The 16,230-nt window shown below is 65.9% G+C and carries 15 protein-coding genes; 6 read left to right on the top strand and 9 right to left on the bottom strand.

Annotated features, from left to right (window positions below):
- Positions 1-130 precede the first annotated feature (130 nt).
- Entirely contained in the window at positions 131-406 is a 276-nt protein-coding gene (locus ACVRRC_RS13685) for a GIY-YIG nuclease family protein (protein WP_014597419.1), read from the top strand.
- Positions 407-523: 117 nt separating this feature from the next.
- The gene (locus ACVRRC_RS13680; RefSeq protein WP_017246461.1) at positions 524-1,462 is read left to right on the top strand and encodes a glutathione S-transferase family protein; all 939 of its coding nucleotides are present in this window, start codon (positions 524-526) and stop codon (positions 1,460-1,462) included.
- Between the two features lie 3 nt (positions 1,463-1,465).
- Here ACVRRC_RS13680 and ACVRRC_RS13675 read toward each other — a convergent pair whose 3' ends face one another.
- The 3 genes from ACVRRC_RS13675 to yejK are packed head-to-tail and all read right to left on the bottom strand — an operon-like array spanning position 1,466 to position 4,135.
- The gene (locus tag ACVRRC_RS13675; RefSeq protein ID WP_017246460.1) at positions 1,466-2,305 is read right to left on the bottom strand and encodes a DUF4344 domain-containing metallopeptidase; all 840 of its coding nucleotides are present in this window, start codon (positions 2,303-2,305) and stop codon (positions 1,466-1,468) included.
- Entirely contained in the window at positions 2,302-3,120 is an 819-nt protein-coding gene (locus ACVRRC_RS13670; RefSeq protein ID WP_045158921.1) for a polyphosphate kinase 2 family protein, read from the bottom strand. Before ACVRRC_RS13670 ends, ACVRRC_RS13675 begins: the two co-directional genes overlap by 4 nt.
- Positions 3,121-3,127: 7 nt before the next feature.
- Positions 3,128-4,135: a nucleoid-associated protein YejK gene (gene yejK, locus ACVRRC_RS13665; protein WP_020307039.1), complete on the bottom strand. Its 1,008-nt coding sequence runs from the start codon at positions 4,133-4,135 to the stop codon at positions 3,128-3,130.
- A gap of 159 nt (positions 4,136-4,294) precedes the next feature.
- Here yejK and ACVRRC_RS13660 point away from each other — a divergent pair, with 159 nt between their 5' ends.
- The 4 genes from ACVRRC_RS13660 to ACVRRC_RS13645 all read left to right on the top strand — a co-directional run bounded on the left by ACVRRC_RS13660 (position 4,295) and on the right by ACVRRC_RS13645 (position 7,130).
- The gene (locus ACVRRC_RS13660; protein ID WP_014597414.1) at positions 4,295-5,188 is read left to right on the top strand and encodes a prenyltransferase; all 894 of its coding nucleotides are present in this window, start codon (positions 4,295-4,297) and stop codon (positions 5,186-5,188) included.
- Positions 5,189-5,289: 101 nt separating this feature from the next.
- Positions 5,290-6,501, top strand: a complete 1,212-nt coding sequence (locus tag ACVRRC_RS13655; protein ID WP_045158924.1) for an MFS transporter — start codon at positions 5,290-5,292, stop codon at positions 6,499-6,501.
- Positions 6,501-6,623: a hypothetical protein gene (locus tag ACVRRC_RS13650; RefSeq protein WP_013983667.1), complete on the top strand. Its 123-nt coding sequence runs from the start codon at positions 6,501-6,503 to the stop codon at positions 6,621-6,623. Before ACVRRC_RS13655 ends, ACVRRC_RS13650 begins: the two co-directional genes overlap by 1 nt.
- 315 nt (positions 6,624-6,938) lie before the next feature.
- On the top strand, positions 6,939-7,130 hold the full coding sequence (locus ACVRRC_RS13645; RefSeq protein WP_011914160.1) for a hypothetical protein: 192 nt from the start codon (positions 6,939-6,941) through the stop codon (positions 7,128-7,130).
- 29 nt (positions 7,131-7,159) lie between these two features.
- On the opposite strand, the gene rlmF is transcribed toward ACVRRC_RS13645, so the two are convergent.
- The 6 genes from rlmF to ACVRRC_RS13615 form a co-directional block, all read right to left on the bottom strand.
- Complete coding sequence (rlmF, locus tag ACVRRC_RS13640) at positions 7,160-8,143, bottom strand: 23S rRNA (adenine(1618)-N(6))-methyltransferase RlmF (protein ID WP_011914159.1); 984 nt, start codon at positions 8,141-8,143, stop codon at positions 7,160-7,162.
- A gap of 57 nt (positions 8,144-8,200) precedes the next feature.
- Positions 8,201-9,370 carry a YbfB/YjiJ family MFS transporter gene (locus ACVRRC_RS13635; RefSeq protein WP_013983665.1) on the bottom strand — a complete coding sequence of 390 codons (1,170 nt, stop codon included), beginning with the start codon at positions 9,368-9,370 and terminating at the stop codon, positions 8,201-8,203.
- Positions 9,371-9,467: 97 nt separating this feature from the next.
- A complete protein-coding gene (locus ACVRRC_RS13630) occupies positions 9,468-11,294 on the bottom strand; it encodes an SLC13 family permease (RefSeq protein ID WP_408103669.1) in 1,827 nt (608 codons plus the stop codon).
- Between the two features lie 5 nt (positions 11,295-11,299).
- Entirely contained in the window at positions 11,300-11,596 is a 297-nt protein-coding gene (locus ACVRRC_RS13625; protein ID WP_011914156.1) for a winged helix-turn-helix domain-containing protein, read from the bottom strand.
- Positions 11,597-11,653: 57 nt separating this feature from the next.
- Positions 11,654-13,036, bottom strand: coding sequence for a sodium:proton antiporter NhaD (nhaD, locus tag ACVRRC_RS13620; RefSeq protein WP_011914155.1), 1,383 nt, complete (start codon positions 13,034-13,036; stop codon positions 11,654-11,656).
- A gap of 354 nt (positions 13,037-13,390) precedes the next feature.
- The gene (locus tag ACVRRC_RS13615) at positions 13,391-16,225 is read right to left on the bottom strand and encodes a valine--tRNA ligase (protein WP_472997116.1); all 2,835 of its coding nucleotides are present in this window, start codon (positions 16,223-16,225) and stop codon (positions 13,391-13,393) included.
- Between the last annotated feature and the right edge of the window lie 5 nt (positions 16,226-16,230).

Below are 16,230 nucleotides of genomic sequence, written 5' to 3'. Positions count from 1 at the left end.
AAAGGCGAACCGCCACCATATCTGGACAGCGTTCGGCCTCTCTGCTAGGCGGGCCTGGTGGACGACCGCAGCGCGGCAGTTGGGCATAATGCCGGCCCTGCCGTTGTCGTCGCCGAGATCGTTGCCAAACATGACCGAGGTCCTGCCCAAACCCTGGTTCGTCTACCTGGTGCGTGCCGCCAATGGCGCGCTGTACTGCGGGATCAGCGACGATGCCCAGCGGCGTTTCGCCGAGCACCAGCGCGGGCGCGGGGCGCGTTTCTTCCATTCCAGCCCGGCGCAGGCACTGGTCTACGTCGAGGCCTGTGCCAGCAAGGGCGACGCGCTGCGCCGGGAAATCGCCATCAAGCGACTGGACAAGCGGGCCAAGGAACGCCTGGTCAGCCAGGCCGGGCCCGTGGCGTGAATGACGCCCTAATCAGCCGGTAGGCTCGCCCGAGCGGAGCGTCTAAGCTGATGCATCTTTCCACGACGATGCTCCGCTTCACGGGGCATCTCGACACTTCCTCTGGCGGAGCCTGTCATGCACGAGCTGATCCTGCACCACTATCCCACCTCGCCCTTCGCCGAGAAGGCGCGCCTGATGCTCGGATTCAAGCAGTTGTCCTGGCGTTCGGTGATGATCCCGCCGGTCATGCCCAAGCCGGATCTCACCGCGCTGACCGGGGGCTACCGGCGTACGCCGGTGTTGCAGGTCGGCGCCGATATCTACTGCGACACGGCGCTGATCGCTCGTCGGCTGGAAGCGGAGAAGGCCACTCCGGCGCTGTTCCCCGAAGGTCAGGAATTCACCGCGGCGACGCTCGCTCAATGGGCCGACTCGGTACTGTTTCTGAATGCCGTGAGCCTGGTCTTCCAGCCCGAATCCATGGCGCTGCGTTTCGCCCAGGTGCCCAAGGAGTTCGTCCAGGTGTTCAGCAAGGACCGCGCGCAGCTGTTCGCCAACGGCTCGGTGAGCCGGGTGCCGCTGGAGCAGGCCAAGAGCGACTGGCCGGTGTTCATGTCGCGCCTGCAGCAGCAACTGGCGCGCGAGGAGGGCGAGTTCCTGTTGGGCGCTGCGCCTTCGCTGGCGGATTTCGCCGTCGCGCACTGCCTCTGGTTCCTGCGCGCGACGCCGGTCACCGCACCGCTGGTGGACGACTATCCGGAGATCCGTGCATGGCTCGGCAAGGTGCTGGGCGTCGGCCATGGCTCGAGCAGCGAGATGTCTGGCGAGGATGCCGTGCGCGTGGCCCGCGAGGCCGAACCGGCTGCGCTGCCCGAGGAGGCGTTCGCCGATCCCAACGGTTTCCAGGAAGGCCAGCCGGTGACGATCGCCGCGGTGGATTATGGGGCCGATCCGGTCGAGGGCGAGCTGGTGTTCGCCGGAGCGGAAGAGCTGATCCTGCGCCGCAGCGACGATCGCGCCGGCGTCGTGCATGTGCACTTCCCGCGCAGCGGCTATCGCATCGAGGCGCGCTGAGGCCTACTGCGCCGCCGGGGCCGCCTGGTGCACGCTGGGCAGCTCGGCGGCCAGATCGCGGAAATAGGCGATGCGCTCGTAGCACAGCGTGAGTTCGCCGCTGATGCGGTTGAACCAGGCGTCCGGGGCGCCGCAGGTGGACATGCGCAGGGTCAGGTCCCGCGGCAGGGCGAAGGCTTCGCTGGCCTTGGCCGCCACCGCTTCCAGCTCACCGCTGGCTCGGATCTTCTCCAGTAGCTCGGTACCGCCTGCAAGGTGCGCGGGAGGGGTGTCGTAGACCACCTTGATGCGGTGTCGCAGCGGTTGCGCGGCGCTGCGCCCGAAGTGCTCGCGAAACCACTGCACGGCATGGGCGACCTGCTCGTATTCGTCGGGGCAGTACAGCGCGCGTTCCACCGGCAGGCCGCTGACTTCCAGCACCCAGTCGAGCCGATCAGGGTCGCTGCCGTAGGCCAGGCAGGCGATGTTGTAGAAGCGCTGGGCGTCCAGCGCATGGCTGTCCCAGACCGGTACCGGGGAGCCGTCGCGTTCCGCGTTCTGCCATTCCATACGCCAGTAATCGGCGACGTCCATCAGCTTGGCGTAGAAATCGTCGCGGTGCTGTTCCTGCTGCAACAGGAAAAGGCCCATGAAACCGAGCTGGTCGGCGGCGTCCTCCTCGCGGCCAAGCACAGGCAGCTGCAGTTCGCTGATCAGCAGGTGCCCCATCTCGTGCATCAGGGTGAACTCGGCGTTGGCCACGGTGAAGCGCACCGCTTCCACCGACAGCTCGGGCGCGGTGCCGCCGTCCTGCGCCGGGGCCAGCATCGGCAGCAGCCATAGCAACCAGGCGAACCGCTTCATGGTGTGCCGTCCAGATCTGCATGGCTGAACGGCGCCGGGCGGCTCGGCCAGCTCAGCGCCAAGCGTTCGAACTCACGGGCCAGCAGGCTGGCGACGATAAGGTCGCGCAGCCAGCGATGATCGGCAGGAATCACGTACCAGGGTGCCGCGTCGCGGTGGGTGCGCCCCAGCACCTCGGCCCATTGCGCCTGGTGATCGGCGAAGTGGCGATGGTCGCGCAGATCGCCCAGGGTCAGTTTCCAGCGTTTTTCCGGATGATCCAGACGGCGATGCAGCCGCCGCTTCTGCTCGCCGAGCGAGAGCTGCAGGTAGCACTTGAGGGGATGAATCCGTTGCGCGTGCATCCGCTGTTCGAACTCGGCGATCGCTCCGTAGCGTTGCGGCAGGTCCGCCACCGCGCACAGGCCGTCACGCACATCGCTGACCAGCGCCTCGTAGTAGCTGCGGTTGAACACGCCCAGCGTGCCAGGGGCCGGCAGGCGCTCCCGGTAGCGCTGGAGAAACCCCTGGCGGCGCTCGTCCGGAGTCGGTGCCTGGAAACCGATGGCCGACATCCCGAGCGGGTCGAGGCCGGCGAGCACGCGGCGCACCACGCCGTTCTTGCCTGCGCAGTCGGGGCCCTGCAGGACGAGCAGCAGGGCGTCCTGACGATTGGCCATGAGCATGCTCTGCTGCTCGCGCAGCCACTCTTTCAGCCCGGCCAGCTGTGTCTGTGCCTGCGGCCTGTCCAGCCCGTAGTCCCGCGCCGGATCATGCCCCAGCGGGGCGCTGGGGTCGCACAGGCAGTCATCGAGCAGGCTGTCCGGCAGGCGCATGGTGGGTTCAGTCCTTGCGGCGCTTGAGCTGATCCTTGAGCTGGGTGGGCAGCTGGCGAATGATCAGCATGTCGCGGTCCTCGTCGTATTCGATCTTCGAGCCCAGCAGGTGCGATTCGAAGCTGATCGACAACCCTTCGGCGCGACCGGTGAAGCGGCGGAACTGGTTGAGGGTGCGCTTGTCCGGTGGGATCTCCGGCGACAGGCCGTAATCCTTGTTACGGATGTGCTCGTAGAAGGCCCGCGGCCGGTCCTCGTCGATCACCCCGGACAGTTCCTCGAGGGTGATCGGCTCGCCGAGCTTGGCCTGGGTGCTGGCGTAGTCCACCAATGCAGAGGTCTTTTCGCGGGCCTGCTCCTCCGGCAGGTCCTCGCTCTCCACGTAGTCGCTGAACGCCTTGAGCAGGGTGCGCGTCTCGCCGGGGGCATCAACGCCCTCCTGGCAGCCGATGAAATCGCGGAAGTACTCGGAGACCTTCTTGCCGTTCTTGCCCTTGATGAAGGAAATGTACTGCTTCGACTGCTTGTTGTTCTGCCACTCGGAGATGTTGATGCGTGCTGCCAGATGCAGCTGGCCCAGGTCCAGATGCTTGGCTGGCGCCACATCCAGCGACTCGGTCACCGTCACGCCTTCGCTGTGATGCAGCAGGGCGATGGCCAGGTAGTCGGTCATGCCCTGCTGGTAGTGGGCGAACAGCACGTGACCACCGGTGGACAGATTGGACTCTTCCATCAGCTTCTGCAGGTGTTCCACGGCCTGGCGGCTGAAGGCGGTGAAGTCCTGACTGCCTTCCATGTATTGCGCCAGCCAGCCGCTGAACGGATAGGCGCCGGATTCGCCGTGAAAGAAGCCCCAGGCCTTGCCCTGCTTGGCGTTGTAGCTTTCGTTGAGGTCCGCCAGCAGGTTCTCCATGGCCTGCGATTCGCCCAGCTCCGAATCGCGGGCGTGGAGAACGGCAGGTGTGCCGTCCGGTTTTTTCTCGATCAGGTGGACGATGCAGTGACGGATGGGCATGGCGAACTCGCGGGCTGAATGCAACAGGAGCGGCAGTTTACCCGAGAGCACGGGCATGAGCGCTTGCCGGTTCTGCTCAGGGTAGCGGACACGGATCAATGTCGGGGATCGCATGCAGCGCTAGCCTGCTGACTGCATCGGCTTTGCGGGGTATGGCATGTGAACAATGAATTCCTGGCCTGGTTGGGCGTCGCGCGTGGGCGTTTCCTCCTCCTGACGCTGAGCTGCGTGGCGCTCGGCATCGCCCTGGCGGCAAGTGCGCCCGGCGGGGAACTGGTGATCGGCGAAGCCGTGCTGGTGCTGCTCGGCGCCCTGGCGGCGCATGTGGCGGTCAATGCCCTCAACGAGTGGGGCGACTACCGCAGCGGGCTGGATCTGCAAACCCGTCGCACCGCGTTCAGCGGCGGCAGCGGCACGCTCGTGGTCCTGCCGCACCTGCTGCGTCGCACACTGCTGCTCGGGCTCGGCTGTCTGCTGTTCTGCGTGCTGATCGGGCTGTCCTTCCTCTTGCGCAAGCCACAGCTGCTGAGCAGCCTGGCGCCGCTCGGAGTGGTCGGCCTGCTGCTGGTGGTTGGCTACACGCCCTGGCTGACACGGCACCCCTGGCTCTGCCTGTTCGCCCCTGGACTGGGCTTCGCCCTGATGGTCTTGGGGACGCGCATCGCCCTGGCCGGCCCGCCGAGCGCAGGCGATCTGTGGCTGACCCTGACGCCGCTGCTGTTGTGCAACAACCTGCTGCTGCTCGCCCAGTTTCCGGACGTCGAGGCGGATCGGGCGGTGGGCCGGCGTACGTTGCCGATGCAGCTTGGCTGCGACGGTGCGCTGTGGGTGGTCATCGGCCAATGGCTGCTGGCCTACGGCGCGTTGCTGCTGGCGCTCTATCAGGCCGAGATTTCCGGCGCCGGTCTGGGGCTGCTCTGTCTGCCGCTGGCTTTGCGCGCGACCTGGCTGCTGTGGCACCGGCCGCAGCGACTGTTGCCTGCCCTGGGGCTGAACGCGGGCATCAGCGTCGCGACACCGCTGCTGATGGCGCTGGGACTGACGATCCTCTAACGCCAAACCAGGCGGCATGCGGCGGCCCGAGGCAAATCGGGCTTGCCGGAAGGGTAGCCGCCGCGAGTAGACTGGCTGCCCTCTCAACAGGGTACGTTTCTATGACTGCTGCATGGCGCAATGCTGCCTGGATACTCGCCGGTGGTTCGCTGATCCTCGCCATTTCCCTCGGGGTGCGGCACGGCTTCGGCCTGTTCCTGCCGCCGATGAGTGCTGAGTTCGGCTGGGGGCGGGAAGTGTTCGCCTTCGCCATTGCCGTGCAGAACCTGATCTGGGGGCTGGTGCAGCCGGTGACCGGTGCGCTGGCCGATCGCTTCGGCGTCGCACGTGCCGTGCTCATCGGCGGCATTCTCTATGCGGTGGGATTGGCGCTGATGGCGATGTCCGATTCGCCAGCGACGCTGACCCTCAGCGCCGGACTGCTGATCGGCCTGGGCCTGTCGGGTACCTCGTTTTCCGTGATTCTCGGCGCTGTCGGCCGCGCGGTGCCGCCAGAGAAGCGCAGCATGGCGATGGGTATCGCCAGTGCGGCCGGCTCCTTCGGCCAGTTCATCATGCTGCCGGGTAGCCTGGGGCTGATCGAATGGCTGGGCTGGTCCTCGGCATTGCTGGCGCTGGCCTTGCTGGTCGCCTTGATCGTGCCGCTCGCCGGCATGATGCGCAGCCCCGCTCAGGCGCCGGCGGCGGCCGGAACGCAGCAGTCGCTGGGTGAGGCGCTGCGCGAAGCGGTCGGTCATTCGGGGTTCCGCCTGCTGGCGCTGGGTTTCTTCGTCTGCGGGTTTCAGGTGGTGTTCATCGGTTTGCACCTGCCGGCCTATCTGGTCGACCAGCACCTGCCGGCGCAGGTCGGCACCACCGTGCTGGCGCTGGTCGGGCTGTTCAACGTGGTAGGCACCTACACCGCCGGCTGGCTCGGCAGCTGCTACTCCAAGCCGAAGCTGCTTGCCGGGCTGTACCTGATCCGCGGGGTGGTGATCAGCGTCTTCCTGCTGATGCCGCTGAGCGTGTGGAGCGCCTATGCGTTCGGCATCGTCATGGGCCTGCTCTGGCTGTCCACGGTGCCGCTCACCAACGGCACGGTGGCTACCATGTTCGGCGTGCGCAACCTGTCCATGCTCGGTGGCATCGCCTTCCTGTTCCATCAGCTGGGCTCGTTCTTCGGCGGTTGGCTGGGCGGTTGGCTGTACGACCGTACCGGCAGCTATGACCTGGTCTGGCAGATCGCGATCGCCCTCAGCCTGATCGCCGCGGTGCTCAACTGGCCGATTCGCGAGCAGCCGGTGGATAGGTTGCGCGCGGCGCAGGCCAACTGATGCGTCGGCTGTGGCTCGGCGCGGCGGGTGCCCTGCTACTGGGCGCGCTGGCGCTGCTCGCCTGGTGGGGCTGGCAGCGTGGTGGCCTGGCGCTGCTGCAGCTGGGCCTGGGCACCTGCTGAGCCTGGCGGCCGTGCCGCCGGTTTCCTTCGTTCGATCCGTTTTCTTCTTCCGCTCCCGCAGTCTGGCGACCGCAACGGCCGCCAAACGGTACGGCAAGCAGGGAATCAATTGGCCGTTCACTGCTCAAAGACGAAGCGGCGTAGAAGAAGTTAAGAACAAATCGCCGGTTCTTAGCAGCAAGCTATCGGCATTTGTGCGTGCACGCCCACTAACACGTGACTGTCCGCGTCCCCTGATTTCAGGCACGGCTGTCGCATAACCGTCATCAACAGTTGGTAAATACCTGCCGCACGCAGTCAATGGAGCAATAACCGATGTCCACTCTCACCGAACTCGCCCAGCAAATCGCCAAGCTCTATCCGCTGAAGGACAAGCGCGTCGGCAAGCGATACCGCGTGGTGGGCGAGCTGGCCGGGATGACCGAACTGGAAGAGATCAACGGCGAGCCGCGCTACATCCGTACGCTGGCGCTCAAAGACCGCCAGGTCTGGGATATTGCCGTCTGATGCATCTACGGCGTTGAGCGTCGCCGCGGTCAGGACCGCGGCCAGCGCTCGGTGCGCCAGGCAGCCTGCTCGGCTGCATCGAGAAAAGTCCAGGTGACGAAGCGACTTTTCTTTTGCCCCTGGGCCATATCCAGCGCCTGAACCTGCAGCGCACCCAGGCGTTGCAAGCGCACCATCAGCGGTGCCACGTTGCCACCCTTCGATACCAGCGTACTGAACCGGTAGACCTGCTTGGCGTACGCCACGCTCTCGTCCGCCATGCGCGCAACAAATGCCGCCTCGCCACCCTCGCACCAGAGCTCTGCCGCCTGGCCGCCGAAGTTCAGCTTCGGCAGCTTGCGGCTCGGGTCCAGCTTGCCAAGATTGCGCCACTTGCGCTGACTGCCGCTGGCAGCCTCGGCCTGCGAGGCGTGGAATGGCGGATTGCACAGGGTCAACTCGAAGCGCTCGTCCGCCGCCAGGATGCCCTTGAAGAGCTGCGTCGAGGTGTCCTGCCGGCGCAACTCGATGACCTTGTCTAGCCTGTTGGCCGCGACGATGGTGCGCGCCGAGGCCAGCGCCGTGGCGTCGATGTCGCTGCCAGTGAAGCGCCAGCCATATTCGCGATGGCCGATCAGCGGGTAGATGCAGTTGGCGCCGGTGCCGATATCGAGCACCCGGACCGCGGCGCCACGCGGGATGACGCCGGCGTTATCGGCGGCCAGCAGGTCGGCCAGGCCGTGCAGGTAATCCGCCCGCCCTGGCACCGGCGGGCAGAGGTAGCCGGCAGGAATGTCCCAGTGCTGGATGCCGTAGAACTGCCGCAGCAGTGCGCGGTTGAACACCCTTACCGCATCCGGATTGGCGAAGTCGATGCTCTGCTTGCCGTAGGGATTGAGGATGACGTACTCGCCCAGCTCCGGGCAGGCGGCGATCAGCTTGGGAAAGTCGTAGCGGCCGCTGTGGCGGTTGCGTGGATGCAGCACGGCCTTCGGCTCGGCAGGGCGCGGCTGGGACGAGGTTTTGCGTGGCATCGGGTCGACTGGAGGTTGGCGGCTGGGCGCGCATTGTCCCACAACCGCCTCGGCTGGCTAGTGCCGGCGCGGCACCATCAGCATCCACAGCAGCCCCCAGAGCAGCGCGCCGGCGCCAAGCCAGAAGGCGCTGTGCAGGCTGCCGCCCATGCCCATCCAGATGCTGGTCAGCCAGGGCGCGGCGAGCTGGGTCAGGCCGTACAGCGCGATCAGTGCCGCCGACAGGCGTGGGCCCTGATGTGGCTGCAGCGCGCGGGCCAGGCGCTGGGTCAGCAGTACGGTGCCGAGGAAGGTGCCGCCGACCAGCACCGCACACAGCAGGATGCCGACGGCCCCCGGCAACAGCAGAGCGGCCAGCACGCCGAGCAGCTGGGTCAGATAGCTCAGGCGCAGGGCGATGTCGTCGCCCAGGCGCACACCCAGACGGTTCCACAGCCAGGGCGAGGGCAGGGTTGCCAGCGCCACCACCAGCCAGCTGCCGCCGATGAGAAAGTCGCCGGGCTCCACCTGCAGGCGCGCCACCATGGGCAGAAAGGTCATCGGCAGGATGTAGCCCATCCCGGCGCCGGCGTAGGAGAGAAACAGTGGCGTGCTGGCGCGGTCGAGCAGCTTGCCACTCGGCGCCGTCGCGGACGGGGCGGGTGCCTGCTCGGTTGGCAGGTCCAGTCGCGAAAGCTGGCGCCAGCCCCACCAGGCCAGTGGTATCGACAGCAGCGCCGCCGGCCACCAGCGATCGGCGCCCAGCAGATAGCCGTCGCTCAGGCTGACCAGCAGGCTGGACAGGATCAGGCCGACGCAAACGCCGAGGTAGACCAGCCCGCTGGCCGACACGCGTTGCTGTCGTGCCAGCCACTCGAGGATCAGCGAGGGCGCCTGGACGAACACCAGGCCATTGCTGATGCCGTTGGCCAGGCGCAGCGCGGCGAGGGCATCGGCGGATTCGGCCTGGGTCTGCAGCAGGCTGCTGAGCACGTGCAACGCCAGTGCCCAGGGCAGGCTGCGGCGGATCTGCGCGACGCGGTGCCAGCGCACCGCGAGCAGTGCGCCGATCAGGTAACCGAGGTAGTTCCAGCTGGCGATGCTGGCGCCTTCCTGCACGGTCAGCAGGCCGTCTTCCACCAGCCAGGGCAGCAGCGGGGTGTATACGAAGCGGCCAAGGCCGTGGACGACCAGCAAAAGAATGGCACCGGCCAGCAGGACCGGAAACAGCGCGACGCGTTGAGGCATGGAGTTGTTCTTTTTCGAATGAGGCCCCGAGCTTAACGGCTGTGCCACTTGCCCGCCATGCCACATTGAGCGTCACGGCGCCCTGCGTGGTGCCGTCTCAGAGCGGAAACACCAGCGGTACCAGCAGCACCGCGACGGTCATCACCAGCACGGTGAAGGGCACGCCGATGCGCACGAAGTCGCCGAAACGGTACTGCCCCGGGCCGAGCACCAGGGTGTTCACCGGCGAGGAGATCGGCGTCATGAAGGCGGCCGAGGCGGCGAGCGCGACGATCATGGCGAACGGGTACGGCGAGGCACCCAGCTGTTCGGCGGTGGCCAGCGCCACCGGCGCCATCAGCACGGCGGTGGCGGTGTTGGAGATGAACAGGCCGATCAGTGCGGTGAGCAGGAACAGGCAGGCGAGCAGCGCGTGCGGCCCGGCATCGCCGAGCAGACCGACCAGCCCCGAGGTGGCGAGGGCGATGCCGCCGGTCTTCTGCAGCGCGAGGGCGAACGGCAGCATGCCGACGATCAGCACCAGGCTCTGCCAGTGGATCGCCTTGTAGGCGCTGTCCATGTCGATGCAGCGGAACAGACCCATGACCAGACAGCCGATCAGCGCCGCCAGCACGTTGGGCACCAGGCCGCTGACCATCAGTGCGACCATCAGCGCCAGGCCGAGCAGGGCGAATGGCGCCTGGTTGGCCGCGGGCGCCACGTCGTCCACCTCCGCCGGCAGGCTCAGCACCAGGAAATCGCGGCTCAGACCCTGCAGGCGGTGGATGTGCTTCCAGCTGCCGGCAACCAGCAGGGTGTCGGCCGGCTTGAGCTTCTCGTCCACCAGCAGCCCCTGCAGCGCCTCTCGATTGCGCCGCAGCCCGACGACGTTGAGCTTGTGCCGACTGCGAAAACCCAGCTGCTGGATGGTCTTGCCCGGCAGGCGCGAGTCCGGTGGCAGCGCCACTTCCGCCAGGCCCAGCTCGCGGGCGTGGTCGGCATAGTAGGAGGTGCTCAGCTGCAGCGGCTCGAGACCGAGTTCGCGGTAGGCACCGAGCAGGCCGATGGCCGGGCTGGCCAGGTCCACCAGCAAGACATCGCCGACGAACAGTTCGGTATTGCCGGTGGCCATCAGCAGCAGGTTGCGCAAACGTTCGTGGCGCTCTACCGCGATCACGTTGATGCCGTACTCGCTGCGCAGCCGCAGGGCGTCCAGTGCCTGATTGGCCAGGATCGAGCCGGGCAACACGCGCAGGCGTCGCTCGCGCTCGTCGAGCCGGTAATCTCGTGCGAGATCGGCCAAGGTGTGTCGCGGTTCCACGGCCGGGCCGTGCTTGTCGGAGCCGAGCCAGCGACGCGCCAGCAGCATGTAGCCAACCCCGAGCGCCAGGATCGCCAGGCCGATGGGCGTGAAGTCGAAGAAGGCGAAACCCTCGAGGCCGGCGCGGCGCAGTTCGCTGTTGACCACCAGGTTCGGCGGCGTCGCCACCAGGGTCAGCATGCCGCTGATGAGGCCGGCAAAGGCCAGCGGCATCAGCAGGCGCCGCGGCGAGACCTTCATGCGGTTGGCGATACCCAGCACCACGGGAATGAAGATGGCCACCACACCGGTGGAACTCATCACCGAGCCGAGCCCGGCGACCGCCAGCATCAGCAGCACCAGCAGGCGCGTTTCGCTGCTGCCGGCGGCGCGCATCAGCCAGTCGCCCAGGCGGTAGGCGATGCCGGTGCGTACCAGGCCGTCGCCGATGACGAACAGTGCGGCGATCAGCACCACGCTCGGATCGCTGAAGCCGGCCAATGCCTCCTGCACGCTGAGCACACCGGTCAGGGGCAGGGCGACCATGGCCAGCAGCGCGACCACGTCCATGCGCGGCCTGTTCAGCACGAACAGGCCGACGCAGCCGGCCAGCAGGGCGAGGACCAGAAGCAGATCGCCGTTCATGGCAATCAGGGGTAATCGAGAATGGCTTTGATCTGCGGCAGCTGGCGTTCGATCCAGCCCCTGTCGATGGCGCCCCAGTCGCGGATCAGGTAGCGCCCGGCGTTATGCCGTTCGCCGTCGTCCTGGACGAAGACGCAGTCGATATCCAGGTCGGCCAGGGCGGCCAGGGTGTCCTGGGCGGTGCGGCGCGGCATGCCGGTGGCTTCCATCAACGCCGGGACGCTGCAGGCGGTGCCGCTGTCGATCAGCCAGGCGACGTAGAGACGGCGGTAGAAGCTGGTTTTGGTCTTGCTGACGGTCATGGAAGGTCCCTGGCCAGGTCGTCTGTGGGGACAGCGACCTGGCTGGGCTCGCTACGTTCAGCGCAGGGCGAGCATGCCGATGTAGGTCGCGGCGCCCGCAGTGTAACCGAGGAAGGCCAGCAGGCTGACGCGCTTGATGTACCAGGTGAAGCTGATCTTCTCCATGCCCATCGCGGCGACACCTGCGGCCGAGCCGATGATTAGCGTGCTGCCGCCGGTGCCGGCGCAGTAGGCCAGCATTTCCCAGAAGTTGCCGTCGACGACGAACTGCGACATCCAGCCGAGTTCTTCTGCAGCGGTAGCCGCCAACATCTTCTCGCTCACCAGCGGGTACATCTTCATCGCACCGGCCACCAGCGGCACGTTATCGACCACGGCCGAGAGCAGGCCGATGGCGTAGTTGATCGCATAGATATGGCCCAGCGACTCGCGCAGCGCGGTGGCAACCTGGGTCAGATGGCCCGCGGTGGCGAGGCTGGAAACCGCCAGCAGGATGCCGAGGAAGAACAGCACGCTGGGGGTGTCGACCTTGCGCAGCACGCCGACCACCGAGAGCGGGTGCTTGTCCTCGGCATTCTTGTTGCGGTGAATGAATTCGGTGGTCACCCAGAGCACGCCGAGGCCGAAGAGAATGCCCATGTACGGTGGCAGGTGGGTCACGGTCTTGAAGATCGGCACGAACAGCAGGGCGGCGAGGCCGAGACCCAGCACCAGGTTGCGCTCGAAAACGGTGGTGGTCGGCGGGTGCTTCTCGGCCAGGTGGGCACGCGGCCGCGGCCGTGGAGCTTCGCCGCGCAGGGTGAAGCTGAGGATGATCAGCGGCACCAGTAGGCAGACCAGGCTCGGCAGGAACAGGTTGACGATCACGCCCGAGGCGGTGATCTGATTGCCGATCCAGAGCATGGTGGTGGTCACGTCACCGATGGGCGACCAGGCACCGCCGGAGTTGGCGGCGATCACCACGACGCCGACGAACAGCCAGCGCTCCGGGCGACCGCGGATCAGCTTGCGCAGCAGCGAGACCATGACGATGGTGGTGGTCAGGTTGTCCAGTGCCGCGGAGAGGAAGAAGGTGAGGAAGCCGACGATCCACAGCAGGTGCACGCGCTTGCGGGTCTGGATGCGGTCGGTGATGGCCTTGAAGCCCTCGTGGGAGTCGATCAGCTCGACGATGGTCATCGCCCCGAGCAGGAAGAACAGGATCTCCGACACTTCACCGAGGTGGTGGCGCAGCGCCTCGACCACCACGGCCGACGAATCCGCCGGATCGTGGCTGCCGTGTTGCAGCAGCGGGAGGATATGGTCGGCACCCAGTACCAGAATGGTCCAGGTGAGCACCGCGGTGAGAATCGCCGCAGCGGCCTTGTCGATCTTCAGGGGATGCTCGAAGGCTATGCATAGATAGCCTATGACGAACACGACAGCCATGAGTGCATACATCGGAGGGACTCCATCTTGAGGAACCTTGCCGGGCATGCGGACGTGGCGACGCAGCCTCGGCGGCTGGCAGGGGCACGATTGGCTGTCGAAGGTGAAACAAGTCGAGGCGGTGGTCTGCCCAGGGGAACGGTGCGCGTTCGGCGCCGTGCATCGGCGCTTCGCAGCGGGTGCTCATTTCACATCGTCGAGCGGTTCGTTTTGGCTATAACGGCCTGCCAGTATGTAAAGGGGTGTTTCATGTGCGACATAGTGTATCAGCGATGCCGGTAATAACTTGTCATCAATCAAGATGACCGCCTTAAGCAAAAAGGCCAGCACCTTTCGGGCTGGCCTTTCTGTTTTGCCGGGCTCGCGTCAGAGCGTGGCGATGCGGTCGCGCTGTTCCTGCAGCTTGGCCTTGGCCTGTTCGGCCTCGGCCAGTTTGGCGCGCTCCTTGTCGATCACCTCGGCCGGCGCCTTGTCGACGAAGCCGGCGTTGGACAGCTTGCCGCCGACGCGCTTGACCTCGCCGTCCAGGCGCGCGATTTCCTTGTCCAGGCGTGCCAGTTCGGCGTCCTTGTCGATCAGGCCGGCCATCGGCACCAGCACCTGCATGTCGCCCACCAGGGCGATCGCCGAGAGCGGCGCTTCTTCGCCGTCGCCGAGCAGGCGTGCGCTTTCCAGCTTGGCCAGTTTCTTCAGCAACGGCTCGTTGTCGGCCAGACGGCGCTGGTCCTCGGCCGAGGCGTTGCCCAGCACGACGTCGATACGCTTGGCCATGGAGATGTTCATCTCGCCGCGGATCTGGCGAATGCCGAGCATGAAGGCCTTGACCCACTCGATATCGCCTTCGGCGGCTTCATCGATGCGTTCCGGGTTGAATTCCGGCCAGGGCTGCAGCATCAGCGTCGGCCCGGACTTGCCGGCCAGCGGCGCGACGCGCTGCCAGATTTCCTCGGTGATGAACGGCATGAACGGGTGGGCCAGGCGCAGTGCGGTTTCCAGTACGCGCACCAGGGTGCGACGGGTGCCGCGCTGGCGTTCAGCGCTGGCGGTCTCGTCCCACAGCAGCGGTTTGACCAGCTCCAGATACCAGGCGCAGTACTCGTCCCAGATGAACTCGTAGAGCGCCTGGGCGGCCAGATCGAAACGGAAGGCCTCGAGCTGGCGGGTCACTTCGGCTTCGGTGCGCTGGAGCGCGGAGATGATCCAGCGATCTACCGAGGACAGCTCGACCGGCTCACCATTGACGCCGGTGTCCTTGCCCTCGGTGTTTTCGAAGACGAAGTTGGCGGCGTTCCAGATCTTGTTGCAGAAGTTGCGGTAACCCTCGACACGACCCATGTCGAACTTGATATCGCGGCCCGTCGACGCGAGGGAACAGAAGGTGAAGCGCAGGGCGTCGGTGCCGTAGCTGGCGATGCCTTCGGGGAATTCGGCGCGGGTCTGCTTGGCGATCTTCTCGGCCAGCTTGGGTTGCATCATGCCGCTGGTGCGCTTGGTCAGCAGTTCATCGAGGGTGATGCCATCGACGATGTCCAGCGGATCGAGCACGTTGCCCTTGGACTTGGACATTTTCTGCCCCTGGCCATCGCGGACCAGACCGTGCACGTAAACGGTCTTGAACGGAATCTGCCCGGTCAGGTGGGTGGACAGCATGATCATCCGGGCGACCCAGAAGAAGATGATGTCGAAGCCGGTGACCAGCACGTCGGTGGGGTGGAAGGTCTTGAGGAATTCGGTCTGCTGCGGCCAGCCGAGGGTGGAGAAGGTCCACAGGCCGGAGCTGAACCAGGTGTCCAGCACATCCTCATCCTGACGCAGTTCGACGTTGTTGCAGAGGTTGTACTTGCTGCGTACCTCCACTTCGTCGCGGCCGACATAGACGTTGCCGGCTTCGTCGTACCAGGCCGGGATGCGATGGCCCCACCAGAGCTGGCGGCTGATGCACCAGTCCTGGATGTCGCGCATCCAGCTGAAATACATGTTCTCGTACTGCTTGGGCACGAACTGGATCTCGCCGCTTTCCACGGCGGCGATGGCCTTCTCGGCCAGCGGCTTGGTGGAAACGTACCACTGGTCGGTCAGCCAGGGCTCGATGATGGTGCCCGAGCGATCGCCGCGCGGGACCTTCAGCGCGTGGTCGTCGATCTTTTCCAGCAGGCTCATGGCCTCGAACTCGGCGACGATGGCCTTGCGCGCATCGAAACGGTCCATGTGGGCATAGCCGTCCGGCAGGCTGCCGTCGATCTTGTCGTTCACCGTGCCGTCGATGTTGAACACCTGGGCGCGGGCCAGCACGCAGGCGTTCTGGTCGAAGATATTGATCAGCGGCAGGTGGTGGCGCTTGCCGACTTCGTAGTCGTTGAAGTCGTGAGCGGGGGTGATTTTCACGCAGCCGGTACCGAACTCGAGATCGACGTAGTCATCGGCCACGATGGGGATCAGGCGGTTGACCAGCGGCAGCATGACGTGGCGGCCGATCAGATTCTTGTAGCGCTCGTCCTCGGGATGCACTGCCACGGCGGCGTCGCCGAGCATGGTTTCCGGGCGGGTGGTGGCGACCACCAGGTAATCCAGGCCATCGGCGGTCTTGCAACCATCGGCCAGCGGATAACGCAGGTGCCAGAGGTGACCCTTCTCGTCGTGGTTTTCCACTTCCAGATCGGAAATGGCGGTGTGCAGCTTGGTATCCCAGTTGACCAGACGCTTGCCGCGATAGATCAGGCCGTCTTCATGCAGGCGTACGAAGGCTTCCTTGACCGCCTCGGAAAGGCCGTCGTCCATGGTGAAGCGCTCCCGCGACCAGTCCACCGAGCTGCCCAGGCGACGGATCTGCCGGGTGATGTTGCCGCCGGATTCTTCCTTCCATTGCCAGACCTTCTCGAGAAACTTCTCGCGTCCCAGGTCATGACGGCTGGTGCCCTGCGCGGCCAGCTGGCGCTCGACCACCATCTGCGTGGCGATACCGGCATGGTCGGTGCCTGGCTGCCACAGGGTGTTACGGCCTTGCATGCGGCGCCAGCGGATCAGCGCATCCATGATTGCGTTGTTGAAGCCATGGCCCATGTGCAGGCTGCCGGTGACGTTCGGGGGCGGAATCATGATGGTGTAGGGCTCGCCGGAGCCTTGTGGGGCGAAGTAATTGTTCGATTCCCAGGTCTGGTACCAGGAAGTCTCGATGGCGTGCGGCTGGTAGGTCTTGTCCATGCGGC

The sequence above is a fragment of the Stutzerimonas sp. LR2 genome (assembly GCF_055755175.1).
The sequence above is the reverse complement of the archived record's forward strand: the minus strand, read 5'-3'. Positions and strand labels throughout refer to the sequence as shown.